Origin of the sequence: Paraburkholderia monticola, from assembly GCF_001580545.1 — a bacterium.
Classification (GTDB): Bacteria; Pseudomonadota; Gammaproteobacteria; order Burkholderiales; family Burkholderiaceae; genus Paraburkholderia; species Paraburkholderia monticola.
On record NZ_LRBG01000020.1, the window covers coordinates 1 to 18,588 of the forward strand.

General features: G+C 59.9%; 14 protein-coding genes and 1 tRNA gene. All 15 read left to right on the top strand.

Annotated elements, in window-relative coordinates; all coding sequences use genetic code 11:
* Positions 1-222, top strand: a 222-nt coding sequence (locus CI15_RS16810; protein ID WP_479494852.1) for an EF-Tu C-terminal domain-related protein, incomplete at its 5' end; no start/stop codon positions are given.
* Between the two features lie 64 nt (positions 223-286).
* A tRNA-Trp gene (locus CI15_RS16815) sits at positions 287-362 on the top strand.
* 35 nt (positions 363-397) lie between these two features.
* On the top strand, positions 398-778 hold the full coding sequence (gene secE, locus CI15_RS16820; RefSeq protein WP_062129467.1) for a preprotein translocase subunit SecE: 381 nt from the start codon (positions 398-400) through the stop codon (positions 776-778).
* Position 779: 1 nt separating this feature from the next.
* Positions 780-1,337 carry a transcription termination/antitermination protein NusG gene (nusG, locus tag CI15_RS16825; RefSeq protein WP_062129468.1) on the top strand — a complete coding sequence of 186 codons (558 nt, stop codon included), beginning with the start codon at positions 780-782 and terminating at the stop codon, positions 1,335-1,337.
* A 162-nt stretch (positions 1,338-1,499) separates the two neighbouring features.
* A complete protein-coding gene (gene rplK / locus CI15_RS16830) occupies positions 1,500-1,931 on the top strand; it encodes a 50S ribosomal protein L11 (protein WP_008922976.1) in 432 nt (143 codons plus the stop codon).
* Positions 1,932-2,630 carry a 50S ribosomal protein L1 gene (gene rplA / locus CI15_RS16835; protein ID WP_062129469.1) on the top strand — a complete coding sequence of 233 codons (699 nt, stop codon included), beginning with the start codon at positions 1,932-1,934 and terminating at the stop codon, positions 2,628-2,630. It abuts the gene before it with no gap.
* Between the two features lie 302 nt (positions 2,631-2,932).
* Positions 2,933-3,436: a 50S ribosomal protein L10 gene (gene rplJ, locus CI15_RS16840; RefSeq protein WP_062129470.1), complete on the top strand. Its 504-nt coding sequence runs from the start codon at positions 2,933-2,935 to the stop codon at positions 3,434-3,436.
* Positions 3,437-3,499: 63 nt separating this feature from the next.
* Positions 3,500-3,874 (top strand): 50S ribosomal protein L7/L12, encoded by a 375-nt coding sequence (gene rplL, locus CI15_RS16845; RefSeq protein WP_062129471.1) that lies wholly within the window; start codon positions 3,500-3,502, stop codon positions 3,872-3,874.
* A 370-nt stretch (positions 3,875-4,244) separates the two neighbouring features.
* Entirely contained in the window at positions 4,245-8,351 is a 4,107-nt protein-coding gene (gene rpoB, locus CI15_RS16850; RefSeq protein WP_062129472.1) for a DNA-directed RNA polymerase subunit beta, read from the top strand.
* Positions 8,352-8,372: 21 nt separating this feature from the next.
* A complete protein-coding gene (gene rpoC, locus CI15_RS16855) occupies positions 8,373-12,611 on the top strand; it encodes a DNA-directed RNA polymerase subunit beta' (RefSeq protein ID WP_062129473.1) in 4,239 nt (1,412 codons plus the stop codon).
* Positions 12,612-12,836: 225 nt separating this feature from the next.
* On the top strand, positions 12,837-14,684 hold the full coding sequence (gene recQ, locus CI15_RS16860) for a DNA helicase RecQ (protein ID WP_062129474.1): 1,848 nt from the start codon (positions 12,837-12,839) through the stop codon (positions 14,682-14,684).
* Between the two features lie 220 nt (positions 14,685-14,904).
* Complete coding sequence (gene rpsL / locus CI15_RS16865) at positions 14,905-15,285, top strand: 30S ribosomal protein S12 (protein WP_006053290.1); 381 nt, start codon at positions 14,905-14,907, stop codon at positions 15,283-15,285.
* A 181-nt stretch (positions 15,286-15,466) separates the two neighbouring features.
* A complete protein-coding gene (gene rpsG, locus CI15_RS16870) occupies positions 15,467-15,937 on the top strand; it encodes a 30S ribosomal protein S7 (RefSeq protein ID WP_006053291.1) in 471 nt (156 codons plus the stop codon).
* A gap of 131 nt (positions 15,938-16,068) precedes the next feature.
* Positions 16,069-18,171: an elongation factor G gene (gene fusA / locus CI15_RS16875; protein ID WP_062129475.1), complete on the top strand. Its 2,103-nt coding sequence runs from the start codon at positions 16,069-16,071 to the stop codon at positions 18,169-18,171.
* A gap of 48 nt (positions 18,172-18,219) precedes the next feature.
* Positions 18,220-18,588: GTP-binding protein (locus tag CI15_RS16880; protein WP_174543237.1), on the top strand; the 369-nt coding region annotated here is incomplete at its 3' end.

The following is an 18,588-nucleotide window of genomic DNA, read 5'->3' on the forward strand; positions in this document are numbered from 1 at the left end:
CCGTTCTTCAACAACTACCGTCCGCAGTTCTACTTCCGTACGACGGACGTGACGGGCTCGATCGAGCTGCCGAAGGACAAGGAAATGGTGATGCCGGGCGACAACGTGTCGATCACGGTGAAGCTGATCAACCCGATCGCGATGGAAGAAGGCCTGCGTTTCGCAATTCGCGAAGGTGGCCGTACGGTCGGCGCTGGTGTCGTCGCCAAGATCATCGAGTAACGCCAGACAGTTCTCGGTAATTGGTTGCATCGGGGTTGGCGGTGTCGTCAGCCCCAAATGGTTTAGGGGCATAGCTCAACTGGCAGAGCGTCGGTCTCCAAAACCGAAGGTTGGGGGTTCGATTCCCTCTGCCCCTGCCAACTATCGCGCCGTAGTGGCGCTTCGTTAAGGTGTTATGGCGAATCCTTCAGTCGAAACTGTAAATACATCTGGCGACAAGATGATGCTGATCGCAGGTGTGTTGCTGGTCTTGGCCGGGTTCGTGGGGTTCTTCTGGCTAAGTGGCCAGGAATGGTACATCCGCGGAGCCGCGTTGGCTGTTGGGGCGATCGCGGGTGTCGCAGTCGGTCTTCTCTCAGCGCCAGGCAAGGGTTTCATCGCTTTTGCCAAAGACTCGTACAAAGAAGTCCGTAAGGTTGTTTGGCCGACTCGCAAAGAGGCAAGTCAGACTACGCTGGTGGTGTTCGGCTTCGTAGTCGTGATGGCCATCTTTCTCTGGATTTGTGACAAATCCATTGAATGGACAATTTTCTCGGTGATTCTGGGTTGGAAATGATATGAGCGATATTCCGGCATCCCCGAGCGGCAAACGTTGGTACGTGGTGCACGCCTACTCCGGCATGGAGAAAAGCGTGCAGCGGGCGCTTCAGGAGCGCATCGAGCGTGCTGGCATGCAAGACCAATTTGGCCAGATCCTCGTTCCGACGGAAGAGGTTGTCGAGGTGAAGGGCGGTCACAAATCAGTGACGGAACGTCGTTTCTTTCCCGGCTACGTGTTGGTCGAAATGGAAATGACGGACGAAACGTGGCACCTCGTTAAAAACACGGCGAAGGTGACTGGTTTCGTCGGCGGTGCGCGTAATCGCCCAAGCCCGATTTCCCCTCGGGAAGTTGAGAAAATCATGTCGCAGATGCAGGAGGGTGTGGAGAAGCCACGTCCGAAGACCCTGTTCGAAGTAGGCGAGATGGTGCGGGTGAAGGAAGGTCCGTTCACTGATTTCAACGGCAGCGTCGAAGAAGTGAACTACGAAAAGTCGCGAGTCCGTGTTTCCGTTACAATTTTCGGCCGCGCAACGCCGGTCGAGCTGGAATTCGGCCAAGTCGAAAAGTTGTAATCCAGAATTTACGGAACGCACCGCAAGGTGCGTTCCGTGTTTCGCGCTTACGGTCCGCGTAATGGCCGTTGAGGAGCGTAACTAGCCAGCTTGGCTGGCGAACACGCGTTACTACTCACCGAACGTCCGTATGTAAGGCGACGTTCCAAAGAGGTTCTTGAAATGGCAAAGAAAATCATCGGCTTTATCAAGCTGCAGATCCCTGCAGGTAAAGCCAACCCGTCGCCGCCTGTCGGTCCGGCACTCGGCCAGCGCGGCCTGAACATCATGGAGTTCTGCAAGGCGTTCAACGCGCAGACCCAGGCGATGGAACCGGGCCTGCCGATTCCTGTCGTGATTACAGCATTCGCGGACAAGAGCTTCACGTTCGTTCTGAAGACGCCGCCTGCGACGGTTCTGATCAAAAAGGCGGCGAAGCTGGACAAGGGTTCGAGCAAGCCGCATACCGACAAGGTCGGCAAGATCACCCGCGCTCAAGCTGAAGATATCGCCAAGACCAAGATGCCCGATCTGACGGCTGCTGATCTGGACGCAGCGGTTCGTACGATCGCTGGTAGCGCCCGCTCGATGGGCATCACCGTGGAGGGCGTGTAAATGGCTAAGCTTTCGAAACGTCTGCAAGCATTTGCAGCCAAGGTGGATCGTCAGAAGCTGTACGCGATCGAAGATGCTCTGTCGCTCGTGAAGGAATGCGCAAGCGCGAAGTTCGACGAATCGATCGACGTCGCCGTGCAACTCGGCATTGACGCCAAGAAGTCGGATCAAGTGGTTCGTGGCTCGGTCGTGCTGCCGGCTGGTACGGGTAAGTCGGTGCGCGTCGCCGTGTTCGCACAGGGCGAAAAGGCTGAGCAGGCTCGTGCCGCTGGTGCTGACGTCGTCGGCATGGAAGACCTGGCAGAACAGGTCAAGGCCGGAAACCTGAACTTTGACATCGTGATCGCTTCGCCGGACACGATGCGTATCGTCGGTACGCTCGGCCAGATTCTTGGCCCGCGCGGCCTGATGCCGAACCCGAAGGTCGGCACGGTGACGCCCGATGTCGCGACCGCGGTCAAGAACGCCAAGGCTGGTCAGGTGCAGTTCCGTGTCGACAAGGCCGGTATCATCCATGCGACCATCGGTCGTGCTTCGTTCGAACCCGCTGCTCTGCGCAACAACCTGAACGCGCTGATCGAAGCGCTGCAAAAGGCGAAGCCGGCAACGAGCAAGGGCGTGTACCTGCGCAAGGTTGCTCTGTCGAGCACGATGGGTGTTGGCGTTCGCGTCGATCAGACGTCGATCGCTGCACAGTAATGAATTGAGCTGCTCCGGCTCGAGCCGGGGTGGCTTTTAAGGGCTTTGGGCGGTTGCGAGGTGGCAGTCTGCATCGCGTAACCGGTTGTCAAAGACCGTTGGTGGGCGCGCAGCAGGTAGGCGGGTCCTTAATGTAAAGCCAACGCAGATGGCGAACCCGAAAAAGTTTTGAAGTGATGAAGCCCTCAGAGTCTGTAGCAATACGGACTCTGAGCGGTTGAAATACTCCTGACTGGTCGGACGCCGTTATTGAACGCGGTACACAAGGCGCACGCTGCGTGTATCGAATCTGGAGGTTAACCGTGCCACTCAACAAAGAAAGCAAGCAGGCCGTCGTCGCTGAGGTTGCCGCGCAAGTCGCGAAAGCTCAGACCGTGGTTCTGGCTGAGTATCGTGGAATCGCGGTTGGCGATCTGACCAAGCTGCGCGCGAAAGCGCGTGAGCAACAGGTATACCTTCGCGTGTTGAAGAACACGCTGGCGCGTCGCGCTGTTGAAGGTACCCCGTTTGCTCCGCTGGCAGAGCAGATGACTGGCCCCCTGATCTACGGCATCTCGGAAGATGCAATTGCTGCTGCTAAGGTCGTCAATGACTTCAGCAAGAGCAATGACAAGTTGGTCATCAAGGCTGGTTCCTACGAAGGCAAGGTGATGGACAAGGCTGGCGTGCAAGCGCTGGCGAGCATCCCGAGCCGCGAAGAACTGCTCTCCAAGCTGTTGTACGTTATGCAGGCACCTGTTTCTGGCTTCGCGCGCGCTCTGGCCGCGCTGGCAGAGAAGAAACAAGGCGAAGAAGCCGCTGCGTAATGCACTTCAGTAGAGCGTGATTGATCGCTGGCTGTATCCGAATTCAATTTAGGAGTATTTCAAATGGCAATCGCAAAAGAAGACATCCTCGAAGCCGTAAGCTCGATGTCGGTTCTGGAACTGAACGAACTGGTCAAGGCGTTCGAAGAAAAATTTGGCGTGTCGGCAGCTGCTGTTGCAGTGGCAGGCCCGGCAGGCGGCGGCGCTGCTGCTGCTGCTGAAGAGCAAACCGAATTCACGGTCAACCTGACGGAAGTCGGCGCGAACAAGGTTTCGGTCATTAAGGCTGTTCGTGAACTGACGGGTCTCGGCCTGAAGGAAGCGAAGGACCTGGTCGACGGTGCACCGAAGCCTGTTAAGGAAGCGGTACCGAAGGCTGCTGCTGAAGAAGCCAAGAAGAAGCTGGAAGAAGCCGGCGCGAAGGCTGAAATCAAGTAAGTTTCAGCGCGCTGTGCGAGGGCTGGCGGTTTTCCACCGCCGGCCTTTTTGTGCTTTGTGGGAGCCGCGTTTGTGCCAGTCTGTTCTGGCAGGAACGTGACTTCCAGAAGCCAAAGAAAATCGCCAATCGGCAACATTGACCGGCGCTTCTCTTTGTCTTCTGAAGCGACTGCAGAAGGCAAGTTTGGTCGGGTAGCGGGCAACACAGGCATCCGCTGCCGTCAGCCAGCGGTTGGTAGCGGCCAACCACCAAGCTTCTAGGCTCGTTCAAGCCATCGGACGGCCATCGGGTCTCAGTCGGTGAACACTCGGGTTGTCTCATCAAGGTATCCTGCCTCGACAACAATGCCCGCCGTGATTCGGAGATCGTATGCAATATTCCTTCACCGAGAAGAAGCGTATTCGCAAGAGTTTTGCGAAGCGCCCCATCGTTCACCAAGTACCTTTCCTGCTGGCTACCCAGCTTGAATCATTCAGCACGTTTCTGCAAGCAGATACGTCGTCTACACAACGCAAGCCGGAAGGCCTGCAGGCAGCGTTTACTTCCGTTTTCCCAATCGTTTCGCACAATGGCTTCGCGCGTCTCGAGTTCGTCAGCTACATGCTGTCGCCGCCGGCATTCAACATCAAGGAATGTCAGCAGCGCGGTCTGACGTACTGTTCGGCGCTGCGCGCCAAGGTGCGTCTGGTGCTGCTCGACAAGGAATCGCCGAGCAAGCCGGTCGTCAAGGAAGTGAAGGAACAGGAAGTGTACATGGGCGAAATTCCGCTCATGACCCCCACCGGTTCGTTCGTCATCAACGGCACGGAACGTGTGATCGTCTCGCAGCTGCACCGTTCCCCGGGCGTGTTCTTCGAACACGACAAGGGCAAGACGCACAGCTCAGGCAAGTTGCTGTTCTCGGCACGTATCATTCCTTACCGCGGCTCGTGGCTCGACTTCGAGTTCGACCCGAAGGACGTGCTGTATTTCCGCGTCGACCGTCGCCGCAAGATGCCGGTCACGATCCTGCTCAAGGCAATTGGCCTCACGCCGGAACAGATCCTCGCAAACTTCTTCGTGTTCGACAATTTCACGCTGATGCCGGAAGGCGCGCAGATGGAATTCGTGCCGGAGCGTCTGCGTGGCGAAGTCGCGCGCTTTGACATCACGGACCGCGACGGCAACGTGATCGTCCAGAAGGACAAGCGGATCAACGCCAAGCACATTCGCGACCTCGATAACGCGAAGACCAAGTTCATCTCGGTACCGGAAGACTATCTGCTCGGCCGCGTGCTCGCGAAGAACGTGATCGACGGCGATACCGGCGAAGTCATCGCGAACGCGAACGACGAGATCACCGAGTCCGTGCTCGAGAAATTGCGCGAAGCGAAGATCAAGGACATCCAGACGCTCTACACGAACGATCTGGATCAGGGTCCGTATATCTCGTCGACGCTGCGTATCGACGAAACGGCCGACAAGATGGCCGCGCGCATCGCGATTTACCGCATGATGCGTCCGGGCGAGCCGCCGACCGAAGAAGCGGTCGAGGCGCTGTTTAACCGCCTGTTCTACAGCGAAGAAGCGTACGACCTGTCCAAGGTGGGTCGTATGAAGTTCAATCGCCGAGTCGGCCGTGATGAAATCGTCGGTCCGATGACGCTGCAGGACGACGACATCCTCGCGACGATCAAGATCCTGGTCGAACTGCGCAACGGCAAGGGCGAAGTGGATGACATCGACCACCTCGGCAACCGTCGTGTGCGTTGCGTCGGCGAGCTCGCGGAGAACCAGTTCCGCGCGGGTCTCGTGCGTGTCGAACGTGCTGTCAAGGAACGCCTCGGCCAGGCCGAAAGCGAAAACCTGATGCCGCACGACCTGATCAACTCGAAGCCGATTTCGTCGGCGATTCGCGAGTTCTTCGGTTCGTCGCAGTTGTCGCAGTTCATGGACCAGACCAACCCGCTCTCGGAAATCACGCACAAGCGCCGCGTTTCCGCACTGGGACCGGGCGGTCTGACGCGCGAACGCGCAGGCTTCGAAGTCCGCGACGTGCACCCGACCCACTACGGCCGCGTGTGCCCGATCGAGACGCCGGAAGGCCCGAACATCGGTCTGATCAACTCGCTCGCGTTGTATGCGCACCTGAACGAATACGGCTTCCTCGAAACGCCGTATCGCAAGGTCGCGGACGGCAAGGTGACCGACCAGATCGACTACCTGTCGGCCATCGAAGAAGGCCGTTACGTGATCGCTCAGGCGAACGCGGCGGTGGCCGTCGACGGCACGCTGACCGACGAACTCGTGTCGTCGCGTGAAGCGGGCGAAACGCTGATGGTCACGCCGGATCGTATCCAGTACATGGACGTGGCACCGTCGCAGATCGTGTCGGTCGCAGCTTCGCTGATTCCGTTCCTTGAGCACGACGACGCGAACCGCGCGTTGATGGGCTCGAACATGCAGCGTCAGGCTGTGCCGTGTCTGCGCCCGGAAAAGCCGGTCGTCGGTACGGGCATCGAGCGCACCGTGGCGGTCGACTCGGGCACGACGGTTCAGGCACTGCGTGGCGGTGTGGTGGATTACGTCGACGCGGGCCGTATTGTGATTCGCGTGAACGACGACGAAGCGGTCGCGGGTGAAGTCGGTGTCGACATCTACAACCTGATCAAGTACACGCGTTCGAACCAGAACACGAACATCAACCAGCGTCCGATCGTGAAGATGGGCGACAAGGTTGCGCGTGGCGACGTGCTGGCTGACGGCGCATCGACCGATCTGGGCGAGCTCGCGCTCGGCCAGAACATGCTGATCGCGTTCATGCCGTGGAACGGCTACAACTTCGAAGACTCGATCCTGATCTCGGAGAAGGTCGTTGCGGACGACCGTTACACGTCGATTCACATCGAAGAACTGAACGTCGTTGCACGCGACACGAAGCTCGGACCGGAAGAAATCACGCGCGACATTTCGAACCTCGCGGAAGTGCAGCTTGGCCGTCTCGACGAGTCGGGCATCGTGTACATCGGCGCGGAAGTCGAAGCGGGCGACGTGCTGGTCGGCAAGGTCACGCCCAAGGGCGAAACCCAGCTGACGCCGGAAGAAAAGCTGCTGCGCGCGATCTTCGGTGAGAAGGCTTCGGACGTGAAGGACACGTCGCTGCGCGTGCCCTCGGGCATGAGCGGTACCGTGATCGACGTCCAGGTGTTCACGCGTGAAGGTATCCAGCGTGACAAGCGCGCGCAACAGATCATCGACGATGAACTGAAGCGCTATCGCCTCGACCTGAACGACCAGTTGCGGATCGTGGAAGGCGATGCGTTCCAGCGTCTCGCGCGCATGCTCGAAGGCAAGGTCGCGAACGGCGGTCCGAAGAAGCTCGCGAAGGGCACGAAGATCGAGCGCGCGTACCTCGAAGATCTGGACCACTATCACTGGTTCGACATCCGCCTCGCGGACGAAGAAGCAGCGGCCCAGCTCGAAGCGATCAAGAACTCGATCGAAGAGAAGCGTCACCAGTTCGACCTGGCGTTCGAAGAGAAGCGCAAGAAGCTCACGCAAGGCGACGAACTGCCGCCGGGCGTGCTGAAGATGGTCAAGGTGTATCTGGCGGTGAAGCGCCGTCTGCAGCCTGGCGACAAGATGGCAGGCCGTCACGGCAACAAGGGTGTCGTGTCGAAGATCGTGCCGATCGAAGACATGCCGTACATGGCCGACGGCCGTCCGGCTGACGTCGTTCTGAACCCGCTCGGCGTGCCGTCGCGGATGAACGTGGGTCAGGTTCTCGAAGTACATCTGGGTTGGGCCGCGAAGGGTCTCGGCTGGCGTATCGGCGAAATGCTGCAGCGTCAGGCGAAGATCGCTGAACTGCGCGAATTCCTGATCAAGATCTACAACGAATCGGGCCGCGCCGAAGAGCTGGACAGCTTTAGCGACGACGAAATCCTGGAACTCGCGAAGAACCTGCGCGAAGGCGTGCCGTTCGCAACGCCGGTCTTCGACGGTGCGACCGAAGAAGAAATGTCGCGCGCGCTGGATCTGGCGTTCCCGGACGAAATCGCTGAAAACCTCGGCATGACGCCGTCGAAGAACCAGGTGCGTCTGTACGACGGCCGCACGGGCGAGATGTTCGAACGTACGGTGACGGTCGGCTACATGCACTACCTGAAGCTGCACCACCTGGTCGACGACAAGATGCACGCGCGTTCCACGGGCCCGTACTCGCTCGTGACGCAGCAGCCGTTGGGCGGTAAGGCGCAGTTCGGTGGCCAGCGTTTCGGTGAAATGGAAGTGTGGGCGCTCGAAGCGTACGGCGCATCGTACGTGCTGCAGGAAATGCTGACGGTGAAGTCGGACGACGTGACGGGCCGGACCAAGGTTTACGAGAACCTGGTCAAGGGCGATCACGTGATCGATGCCGGCATGCCTGAGTCGTTCAACGTGTTGGTGAAGGAAATCCGGTCGCTCGGTATCGACATCGACCTGGACCGGAACTAATCGGACTACTGGAGAGAAGCGATGAAAGCTTTGCTCGATCTATTCAAGCAAGTCCAACAACCTGAAGTTTTTGACGCGATCAAGATCGGTCTGGCCTCGCCGGACAAGATCCGTTCGTGGTCGTTCGGTGAAGTCAAGAAGCCGGAAACCATCAACTACCGCACGTTCAAGCCGGAGCGCGATGGTCTGTTCTGCGCGAAGATTTTCGGTCCGATCAAGGACTACGAATGCCTTTGCGGCAAGTACAAGCGCCTGAAGCACCGTGGCGTGATCTGCGAGAAGTGCGGCGTCGAAGTGACGCTCGCGAAGGTGCGTCGTGAGCGGATGGGCCACATTGAGCTGGCCTCGCCGGTCGCGCACATCTGGTTCCTGAAGTCGCTGCCGTCGCGTCTGGGCATGGTGCTCGACATGACGCTGCGCGACATCGAGCGCGTGCTGTACTTTGAAGCCTATGTGGTGATCGATCCGGGCATGACGCCGCTCAAAGCGCGGCAGATCATGACCGAAGAGGATTACTACAATAAGGTCGAGGAATACGGCGACGAATTCCGTGCCGAAATGGGCGCGGAAGGTATTCGCGAACTGCTGCGCGCAATCAACATCGACGAGCAGGTCGAGTTGCTGCGCACGGAACTCAAGAACACCGGCTCCGAAGCGAAGATCAAGAAGTACGCGAAGCGCCTGAAGGTGCTCGAGGCGTTCCAGCGTTCGGGCATCAAGCCGGACTGGATGGTCCTCGAAGTGCTGCCGGTGCTGCCGCCGGAACTGCGTCCGCTCGTGCCGCTCGACGGCGGCCGTTTCGCGACGTCGGACCTGAACGACCTGTATCGCCGCGTGATCAACCGTAATAACCGGTTGAAGCGTTTGCTCGAGCTGAAGGCGCCTGAAATCATCGTCCGCAACGAAAAGCGGATGCTGCAGGAAGCCGTCGACTCGCTGCTCGACAACGGCCGTCGCGGCAAGGCGATGACCGGCGCGAACAAGCGTCCGCTGAAGTCGCTCGCCGATATGATCAAGGGTAAGGGCGGTCGCTTCCGTCAGAACCTGCTCGGTAAGCGCGTCGACTACTCGGGCCGTTCGGTGATCGTGGTCGGTCCGACGCTGAAGCTGCATCAGTGCGGTCTGCCGAAGCTGATGGCGCTCGAACTGTTCAAGCCGTTCATCTTCAACAAGCTCGAAGTGATGGGTGTCGCTACCACCATCAAGGCTGCGAAGAAGGAAGTCGAGAACCAGACGCCGGTCGTGTGGGACATCCTCGAAGAGGTGATCCGCGAACATCCGGTTATGCTGAACCGTGCACCGACGCTGCACCGTCTCGGTATCCAGGCTTTCGAGCCGGTGCTGATCGAAGGTAAGGCAATCCAACTGCACCCGCTCGTTTGCGCGGCGTTCAACGCCGACTTCGACGGTGACCAGATGGCCGTTCACGTGCCGCTGTCGCTCGAAGCGCAGATGGAAGCGCGCACGCTGATGCTCGCGTCGAACAACGTGCTGTTCCCGGCTAACGGCGATCCGTCGATCGTGCCGTCGCAGGATATCGTGCTGGGTCTGTACTACGCGACGCGCGAAGCGGTGAACGGCAAGGGCGAAGGCCTGACGTTCACGGGCGTGTCGGAAGTGCTGCGTGCTTACGAGAACAAGGAAGTCGAGCTGGCCTCGCGCGTCAACGTGCGGATCACCGAAATGGTCCACAACGAAGACAAGTCGGAAGGCGCGCCGGCGTTCGTGCCGAAGATCACGCTGTACGCAACCACGGTCGGTCGCTCGATCCTGTCGGAAATTCTGCCGCCGGGTCTGCCGTTCTCGGTGCTGAACAAGCCGCTGAAGAAGAAGGAAATCTCGCGTCTGATCAACACCGCGTTCCGCAAGTGCGGTCTGCGTGAGACAGTGATTTTCGCCGACCAACTGATGCAGTCGGGCTTCCGTCTGGCAACGCGCGCTGGTATTTCGATCTGCGTCGACGACATGCTCGTGCCGCCGCAGAAGGAAACGATCGTTGGCGACGCCGCGAAGAAGGTGAAGGAATACGACCGTCAGTACATGTCGGGTCTCGTCACCGCGCAGGAACGCTACAACAACGTGGTCGACATCTGGTCGGCGACGTCGGAAGCGGTCGGCAAGGCGATGATGGAACAGCTGTCGACGGAACCGGTGACGGACCGCGACGGCAACCAGACGCGTCAGGAGTCGTTCAACTCCATCTACATGATGGCGGACTCGGGCGCTCGTGGTTCGGCGGTTCAGATTCGTCAGCTGGCCGGTATGCGCGGTCTGATGGCGAAGCCGGACGGCTCGATCATCGAGACGCCGATTACGGCGAACTTCCGCGAAGGTCTGAACGTGTTGCAGTACTTCATCTCGACCCACGGTGCACGTAAGGGTCTGGCTGATACGGCACTGAAGACCGCGAACTCGGGTTACCTGACTCGTCGTCTCGTCGACGTGACGCAGGATCTGGTCGTCGTCGAGGACGATTGCGGCACGTCGAATGGCGTGGCGATGAAGGCGCTCGTGGAAGGCGGTGAAGTGGTCGAAGCGCTGCGTGACCGTATTCTGGGTCGCGTGGCGGTGGCTGACATTGTTAACCCGGAATCGCAGGAAACGCTGTTCGAATCGGGCACGTTGCTCGACGAAGACGCGGTCGAAGACATCGAGCGCCTCGGCATCGACGAAGTGCGCGTGCGCACGCCGCTCACTTGCGAAACGCGCTACGGCTTGTGCGCGTCCTGTTACGGTCGCGACCTCGGCCGCGGCTCGATGGTGAACGTCGGCGAAGCGGTCGGTGTGATCGCGGCGCAGTCGATCGGTGAACCGGGCACGCAGCTCACGATGCGTACGTTCCACATCGGTGGTGCGGCTTCGCGTGCGGCGGTGGCCTCGTCGGTCGAAGCGAAGTCGAACGGTACGGTGCGTTTCACGTCGACGATGCGTTACGTCACGAATGCGAAGGGCGAGCAGATCGTCATCTCGCGTTCGGGCGAAGCGATGATCACCGACGATCACGGCCGCGAGCGCGAGCGTCACAAGGTGCCGTACGGCGCTACGTTGCTGCAGCTCGACGGTGCGCAGATCAAGGCCGGCACGCAACTGGCCACCTGGGATCCGATGACGCGTCCGATCATCACCGAGTACGGTGGTACGGTGAAGTTCGAGAACGTCGAGGAAGGCGTGACCGTCGCGAAGCAGATCGACGACGTGACGGGTCTGTCCACGCTGGTCGTGATCGACGTGAAGCGTCGTGGTTCGCAGGCGTCGAAGACGGTGCGTCCGCAGGTCAAGCTGCTCGATGCGAACGGCGAGGAAGTGAAGATCCCGAACACCGAGCACTCGGTGCAGATCGGCTTCCAGGTCGGCGCGCTGATCACCGTGAAGGACGGTCAGCAGGTGCAGGTCGGTGAAGTGCTCGCACGTATCCCGACCGAATCGCAGAAGACGCGTGACATTACCGGTGGTCTGCCGCGTGTGGCGGAACTGTTCGAAGCACGTTCGCCGAAGGACGCAGGTATCCTGGCGGAAGTCACGGGTACGACGTCGTTCGGTAAGGACACGAAGGGCAAGCAGCGTCTCGTTATCACGGACCTCGAGGGCAACCAGCACGAGTTCCTGATCGCGAAGGAAAAGCAGGTCCTGGTGCACGATGGTCAGGTCGTCAACAAGGGCGAAATGATCGTCGACGGACCGGCGGATCCGCACGACATCCTGCGTTTGCAGGGCGTCGAGGCGCTTTCGCGTTACATCGTGGACGAAGTGCAGGACGTGTACCGTCTGCAGGGCGTGAAGATCAACGACAAGCACATCGAAGTGATCGTGCGTCAGATGCTGCGTCGCGTGCAGATTTCGGACAATGGCGATACGCGGTTCATCCCGGGCGAACAGGTCGAGCGGTCGGACATGCTCGACGAAAACGACCGTATGATCGCGGAAGACAAGCGTCCGGCAACGTACGAAAACGTGCTGCTCGGTATCACGAAGGCGTCGCTGTCGACCGATTCGTTCATCTCCGCGGCGTCGTTCCAGGAAACGACCCGCGTGCTGACCGAAGCGGCGATCATGGGCAAGCGCGACGACCTGCGTGGCCTGAAGGAAAACGTGATCGTCGGCCGTCTGATTCCGGCCGGTACGGGTCTCGCGTTCCACAAGGCGCGCAAGAGCAAGGAACTGGCCGACCGCGAGCGTTTCGATCAGATCGCAGCGGAAGAGTCGTTCGAATTCGGTACGCCGGAAACCCCGGCTGCCGAACAGCAGCACTCGGGCGAGTAAGTCCTGGCGGCGCAAGCCGCCTCGCCTGACAAGCCACGAAAGCCGCTCAGTTTCGACTGAGCGGCTTTTTTTTGTGCCTTTTTGCGCGTACATCGGTGCCATGCGCCGGCGCTGCCCTAGGCCGAATGGCTAACGTTGTCGTAAAGCACGGGCGCGGCACGAATGCGTTGGTAAAATTCGTGTCACCGCCTGCGTGCCGTTCCCTTCGCCGTCTCTCTCAAATACATGTCCCGTCCGCTCGAAATCCTCAACGAAGTCTTTGGTTATCCCGCGTTCAGAGGGCAGCAGGGCGAAATTGTCGAGCACGTCGCCGACGGCGGCGATTGCCTCGTGCTGATGCCGACGGGGGGCGGCAAATCGCTGTGTTATCAGATTCCGTCGCTGGTGCGACGCGAACGCGGCTTGGGCGCCGGCATCGTGGTGTCGCCGCTGATCGCGCTGATGCAGGACCAGGTGGCGGCGCTGACGGAGGTCGGCGTGCGCGCCGCGTACCTGAACTCGACGCTGTCGAGCGCGGAGGCCATGGCCACCGAGCGGGCGCTGCGCGACGGCGACATCGATCTCCTGTACGTCGCGCCGGAACGGCTGATGACGCCGCGCTTTCAGGAACTGCTCGAACGCACGCGGATCGGCCTTTTCGCGATCGACGAAGCGCACTGCGTGTCCCAGTGGGGGCATGATTTCCGGCCCGAATATATCCAGCTGTCAGTGCTGCACGAGCGCTTTCCGGATGTGCCGCGCATTGCGCTGACGGCCACCGCCGACGCGATCACGCGCGACGAAATCATTCACCGTCTCGCGCTCGACGATGCGCGCGTGTTCGTGTCGAGTTTCGATCGCCCGAACATCCGCTACCGCATTGCGGAAAAGGACAATGCGCGCACGCAACTACTCGACTTCATCCGCGCCGAGCATACGAGGCCGGATGGCACGACCGATGCGGGCGTTGTGTATTGCCTGTCGCGCCGCAAGGTCGAGGAAACCGCCGAGTGGTTGAAGGAAAAGGGCATGCGCGCGCTGCCGTACCACGCCGGCATGGAGTTCGAGGTGCGCCAGCAGCATCAGGAGATGTTCCAGCGCGAGGAAGGCATCGTCATGTGCGCAACGATTGCGTTCGGCATGGGCATCGACAAACCTGACGTGCGGTTCGTCGCGCATCTGGATTTGCCCAAGAGCGTCGAAGGCTACTACCAGGAGACCGGCCGCGCGGGCCGCGACGGGCTACCGTCGAACGCGTGGATGGCCTACGGGCTCGGCGATGTCGTCCAGCAGCGCAAAATGATCGACGAATCCGAAGCCGATGACGCGCACAAACGCGTCCAGACCGGCAAGCTCGATGCACTGCTCGGTCTGTGCGAAACGGCGACCTGCCGGCGTGTGCGGCTGCTCGCGTACTTTGGTGAAACGAGCCAACCGTGCGGCAACTGCGACAACTGCCTCGAGCCGCCGCCGACCTGGGATGCGACGCGCGAGGCTCAGATGGCGCTGTCGTGCGTGTTTCGTGCGCAGCGGGCAAGTGGCTTTCATTTTGGGGCCGGACATCTGATCGATATTCTGCGTGGGAACCGCAGCGAGAAAATCCTGCAGCGTGGCCACGAGAAGCTGACGACGTTCGGTATCGGCGCCGCGCTCGGCGAGCCGGAATGGCGGGCGGTGTTCCGCCAACTCGTCGCGTTCGGCTATCTGACGGTCGACCACGAAGGTTTTGGCTCACTCGTGCTGACCGAGGCGAGCAAGCCGGTGCTCAAGGGCGAGCAGAAGGTGACGATGCGCCGCTACGTGAAGCCCACGCGCACGCGTCAATCGTCGGGGCGCACGAGCGAGCGCGCGGATCCGACGATCGGCATGGGCCCGCGTGAACGCGCGCGCTGGGAGCGTCTACGCATGTGGCGCACCGAAACCGCGAAGAGCGACGGCGTGCCGGCTTACGTGATTTTCCATGACGCGACGCTAGCTGAAATCGCCCGTCTCGGGCCCGACTCGATCGACGATCTGCGCGGTATTCCGGGCATGGGAGCGCGTAAGCTCGACCGGTTTGGCTACGAATTGCTGCACGTCGTAGCGGCAGACTGACTTCATCTGGCTATTTCGCCGGATTGACAGGGGTGCGAAACATCGCAACCTGTTGACTCTCTTAGTGTTTTCGGAATATTATGCTAGGTTCCGGTTCTTGGGATGCTTGCGCGCGGCTTCAATTCGTGCGCGAGCGGACTAGCCGGAAGTTCGATGCGCAGGCGTTTCCGCTTTGCCCGGAAACAGATGCGTCGATTTTGTTCAATTTCAGGAATAAACAATGCCAACCATCAATCAACTGGTTCGCAAAGGCCGCACGTCGGAAACGACGAAGAGCAAGAGCCCGGCCTTGCAGGACTGCCCCCAGCGTCGCGGCGTGTGCACCCGTGTGTACACCACGACGCCGAAGAAGCCGAACTCGGCACTCCGTAAGGTTGCCAAGGTTCGTCTGACGAATGGCTTCGAAGTCATTTCGTACATCGGTGGTGAAGGCCACAACCTGCAGGAACACTCGGTCGTGCTGATTCGCGGCGGTCGTGTGAAGGACTTGCCGGGTGTGCGTTACCACATGGTTCGCGGCTCGCTGGATACCCAGGGCGTCAAGGATCGTAAGCAGGCTCGCTCGAAGTACGGTGCGAAGCGTGCCAAGGCTGGCAAGTAATTAGCCAGTCAATCGTAGTTTCAGGTCGCCTGCAAAGGCGGTAATAGCGATGGTGCCGGACTTGCCGGTGCTATCGAGTAAGTGGTCACCCGACCAGGCTGGTTAGTCTTACGGATGAATCGGGTTAGTTGGTGGCCGCGGGGCTGCATACAGCTCCAACTGAAAAGGTAAAGGAAGAAACATGCCGCGTCGTCGCGAAGTCCCCAAGCGGGAAGTGTTGCCGGATCCGAAGTTCGGTAACGTTGATGTAGCAAAATTCATGAACGTGCTGATGCTCTCCGGCAAGAAGTCGGTTGCCGAGCGTATCGTGTACGGCGCTTTCGAACAGATCCAGACCAAGGGTGGCAAGGACCCGCTGGAAGTGTTCACGGTGGCGCTCAACAACGTCAAGCCGGTGGTCGAAGTGAAGAGCCGCCGCGTTGGTGGTGCGAACTATCAGGTTCCGGTCGAAGTGCGCCCGTCGCGTCGTATGGCATTGGCGATGCGTTGGCTGCGTGAAGCCGCGAAGAAGCGCAGCGAGAAGTCGATGGCCCTGCGTCTGGCAGGTGAACTCTCCGAAGCGGCCGAAGGCCGTGGCGGCGCGATGAAGAAGCGCGACGAAGTTCACCGGATGGCAGAAGCCAACAAGGCGTTCTCGCACTTCCGTTTCTAAGCTGCCCGAGCCGGGTTAAGCGGAAAAACGGAAAGAAATTCCGGGCGGGTGCGCTGCAAAGGCGCCTCGCCCGTTTGTGTTACAGCGCGATGGGTATCTCTCGCATCGCGTCATCCGAATAGAGGATCAAAGTGGCTCGCAAGACTCCTATCGAGCGCTACCGTAACATCGGTATTAGCGCTCACATCGACGCCGGCAAGACGACGACGACCGAGCGCATTCTGTTCTACACGGGCGTGAACCACAAGATTGGTGAAGTTCACGACGGCGCTGCCACCATGGACTGGATGGAGCAGGAGCAGGAACGCGGTATCACGATTACTTCCGCTGCTACGACGGCATTCTGGAAGGGCATGGCAGGCGACCGCGCCGAGCACCGCATCAACATCATCGACACCCCGGGTCACGTCGACTTCACGATTGAAGTCGAGCGCTCGATGCGCGTGCTCGACGGCGCATGCATGGTGTACTGCGCTGTGGGTGGCGTGCAGCCCCAGTCGGAAACCGTGTGGCGTCAGGCGAACAAGTACAAGGTTCCCCGCCTCGCGTTCATCAACAAGATGGACCGCACCGGCGCGAACTTCTTCAAGGTCTACGACCAGCTCAAGCTGCGTCTGAAGGCGAACCCGGTTCCGGTCGTGGTGCCTATCGGCGCGGAAGAGAACTTCACGGGCGTCGTCGATCTGATGAAGATGAAGGCGATCATTTGGGACGACGCGTCCCAAGGCACCAAGTTCTCGTACGAAGAAATCCCGGCAGAGCTCGTCGACACGTGCAACGAATGGCGTGAAAAGATGGTCGAGGCCGCGGCTGAAGCGAACGAAGACATGATGAACAAGTACCTCGAGTCGGGCGAGCTGACCGAAGAGGAAATCATCAAGGGTCTGCGCGACCGTACGATCGCTTGCGAAATCCAGCCGATGCTGTGCGGCACCGCGTTCAAGAACAAGGGTGTGCAGCGCATGCTGGACGCCGTTCTGGACTTCCTGCCGTCGCCGATCGACATTCCGCCGGTGACCGGTGAACTGGAAAACGGTGAGAAGGGCGAGCGCCGCGCTTCCGACGATGAAAAATTCTCGTCGCTGGCATTCAAGATCATGACTGACCCGTTCGTCGGCCAGCTGATCTTCTTCCGCGTCTATTCCGGTGTCGTCAATTCGGGCGACACGGTGCTGAACGCGACCAAGGACAAGAAGGAACGTCTGGGTCGTATTCTGCAGATGCACGCGAACCAGCGCGAAGAAATCAAGGAAGTGCGCGCGGGCGACATCGCCGCAGCAGTTGGCCTGAAGGAAGCGACGACGGGCGACACGCTGTGCGATCCGCAACACCCGATCGTTCTCGAGCGCATGATTTTCCCGGAACCGGTGATCTCGCAGGCTGTTGAGCCGAAGACGAAGCCCGACCAGGAAAAGATGGGTCTGGCGCTGAACCGTCTGGCACAGGAAGATCCGTCGTTCCGCGTGCAAACGGACGAAGAGTCGGGCCAAACCATTATTTCGGGCATGGGCGAGCTCCACCTCGAAATTCTGGTCGACCGCATGAAGCGCGAATTCGGCGTGGAAGCGACTGTCGGCAAGCCGCAGGTTGCTTACCGCGAAACGATTCGCGGCAAGGCGGAAGACGTCGACGGCAAGTTCGTCAAGCAGTCGGGTGGTCGCGGCCAGTACGGTCACGCGGTCATCACGCTCGAGCCGAACGAGCAAGGCAAGGGCTATGAGTTCCTGGACGAGATCAAGGGCGGTGTGATTCCGCGTGAATACATCCCGGCGGTCGACAAGGGTATCCAGGAAACGCTGAAGGCCGGCGTTCTCGCAGGCTTCCCGGTCGTTGACGTGAAGGTTCACCTGACGTTCGGTTCGTACCATGACGTTGACTCGAACGAAAATGCGTTCCGCATGGCCGGCTCGATGGCGTTCAAGGAAGCGATGCGCAAGGCTCAACCGGTCATCCTCGAACCGATGATGGCTGTGGAAGTCGAAACGCCTGAAGACTACATGGGCAACGTGATGGGCGATCTGTCGGGTCGTCGCGGCATCGTGCAGGGCATGGATGACATGGTTGGCGGCGGCAAGATCGTTCGCGCCGAAGTGCCGCTGTCGGAAATGTTCGGCTACTCGACGTCGTTGCGTTCGCTGACGCAAGGTCGTGCAACGTACACGATGGAGTTCAAGCACTACGCTGAAGCTCCGCGTAACGTGTCGGAAGCGATCATCAACGCGAAGTCGAAGTAATCGCGCGGCAAAGTCATTCAACGATTAACTTTTTGAAAGAAGAGAAACATGGCTAAAGGTAAATTCGAACGGACCAAGCCGCACGTGAACGTGGGCACGATCGGTCACGTTGACCACGGCAAGACCACGCTGACGGCAGCGATCACGACGGTTCTGACGCAGAAGTTTGGCGGTGAAGCGAAGGCGTACGACCAGATCGACGCAGCGCCGGAAGAAAAGGCGCGCGGCATCACCATCAACACCGCGCACGTCGAGTACGAAACGGCTAACCGCCACTACGCACACGTCGACTGCCCGGGCCACGCTGACTATGTGAAGAACATGATCACGGGCGCGGCACAGATGGACGGCGCAATCCTGGTGTGCTCGGCCGCTGACGGCCCGATGCCGCAAACGCGTGAGCACATCCTGCGAGCG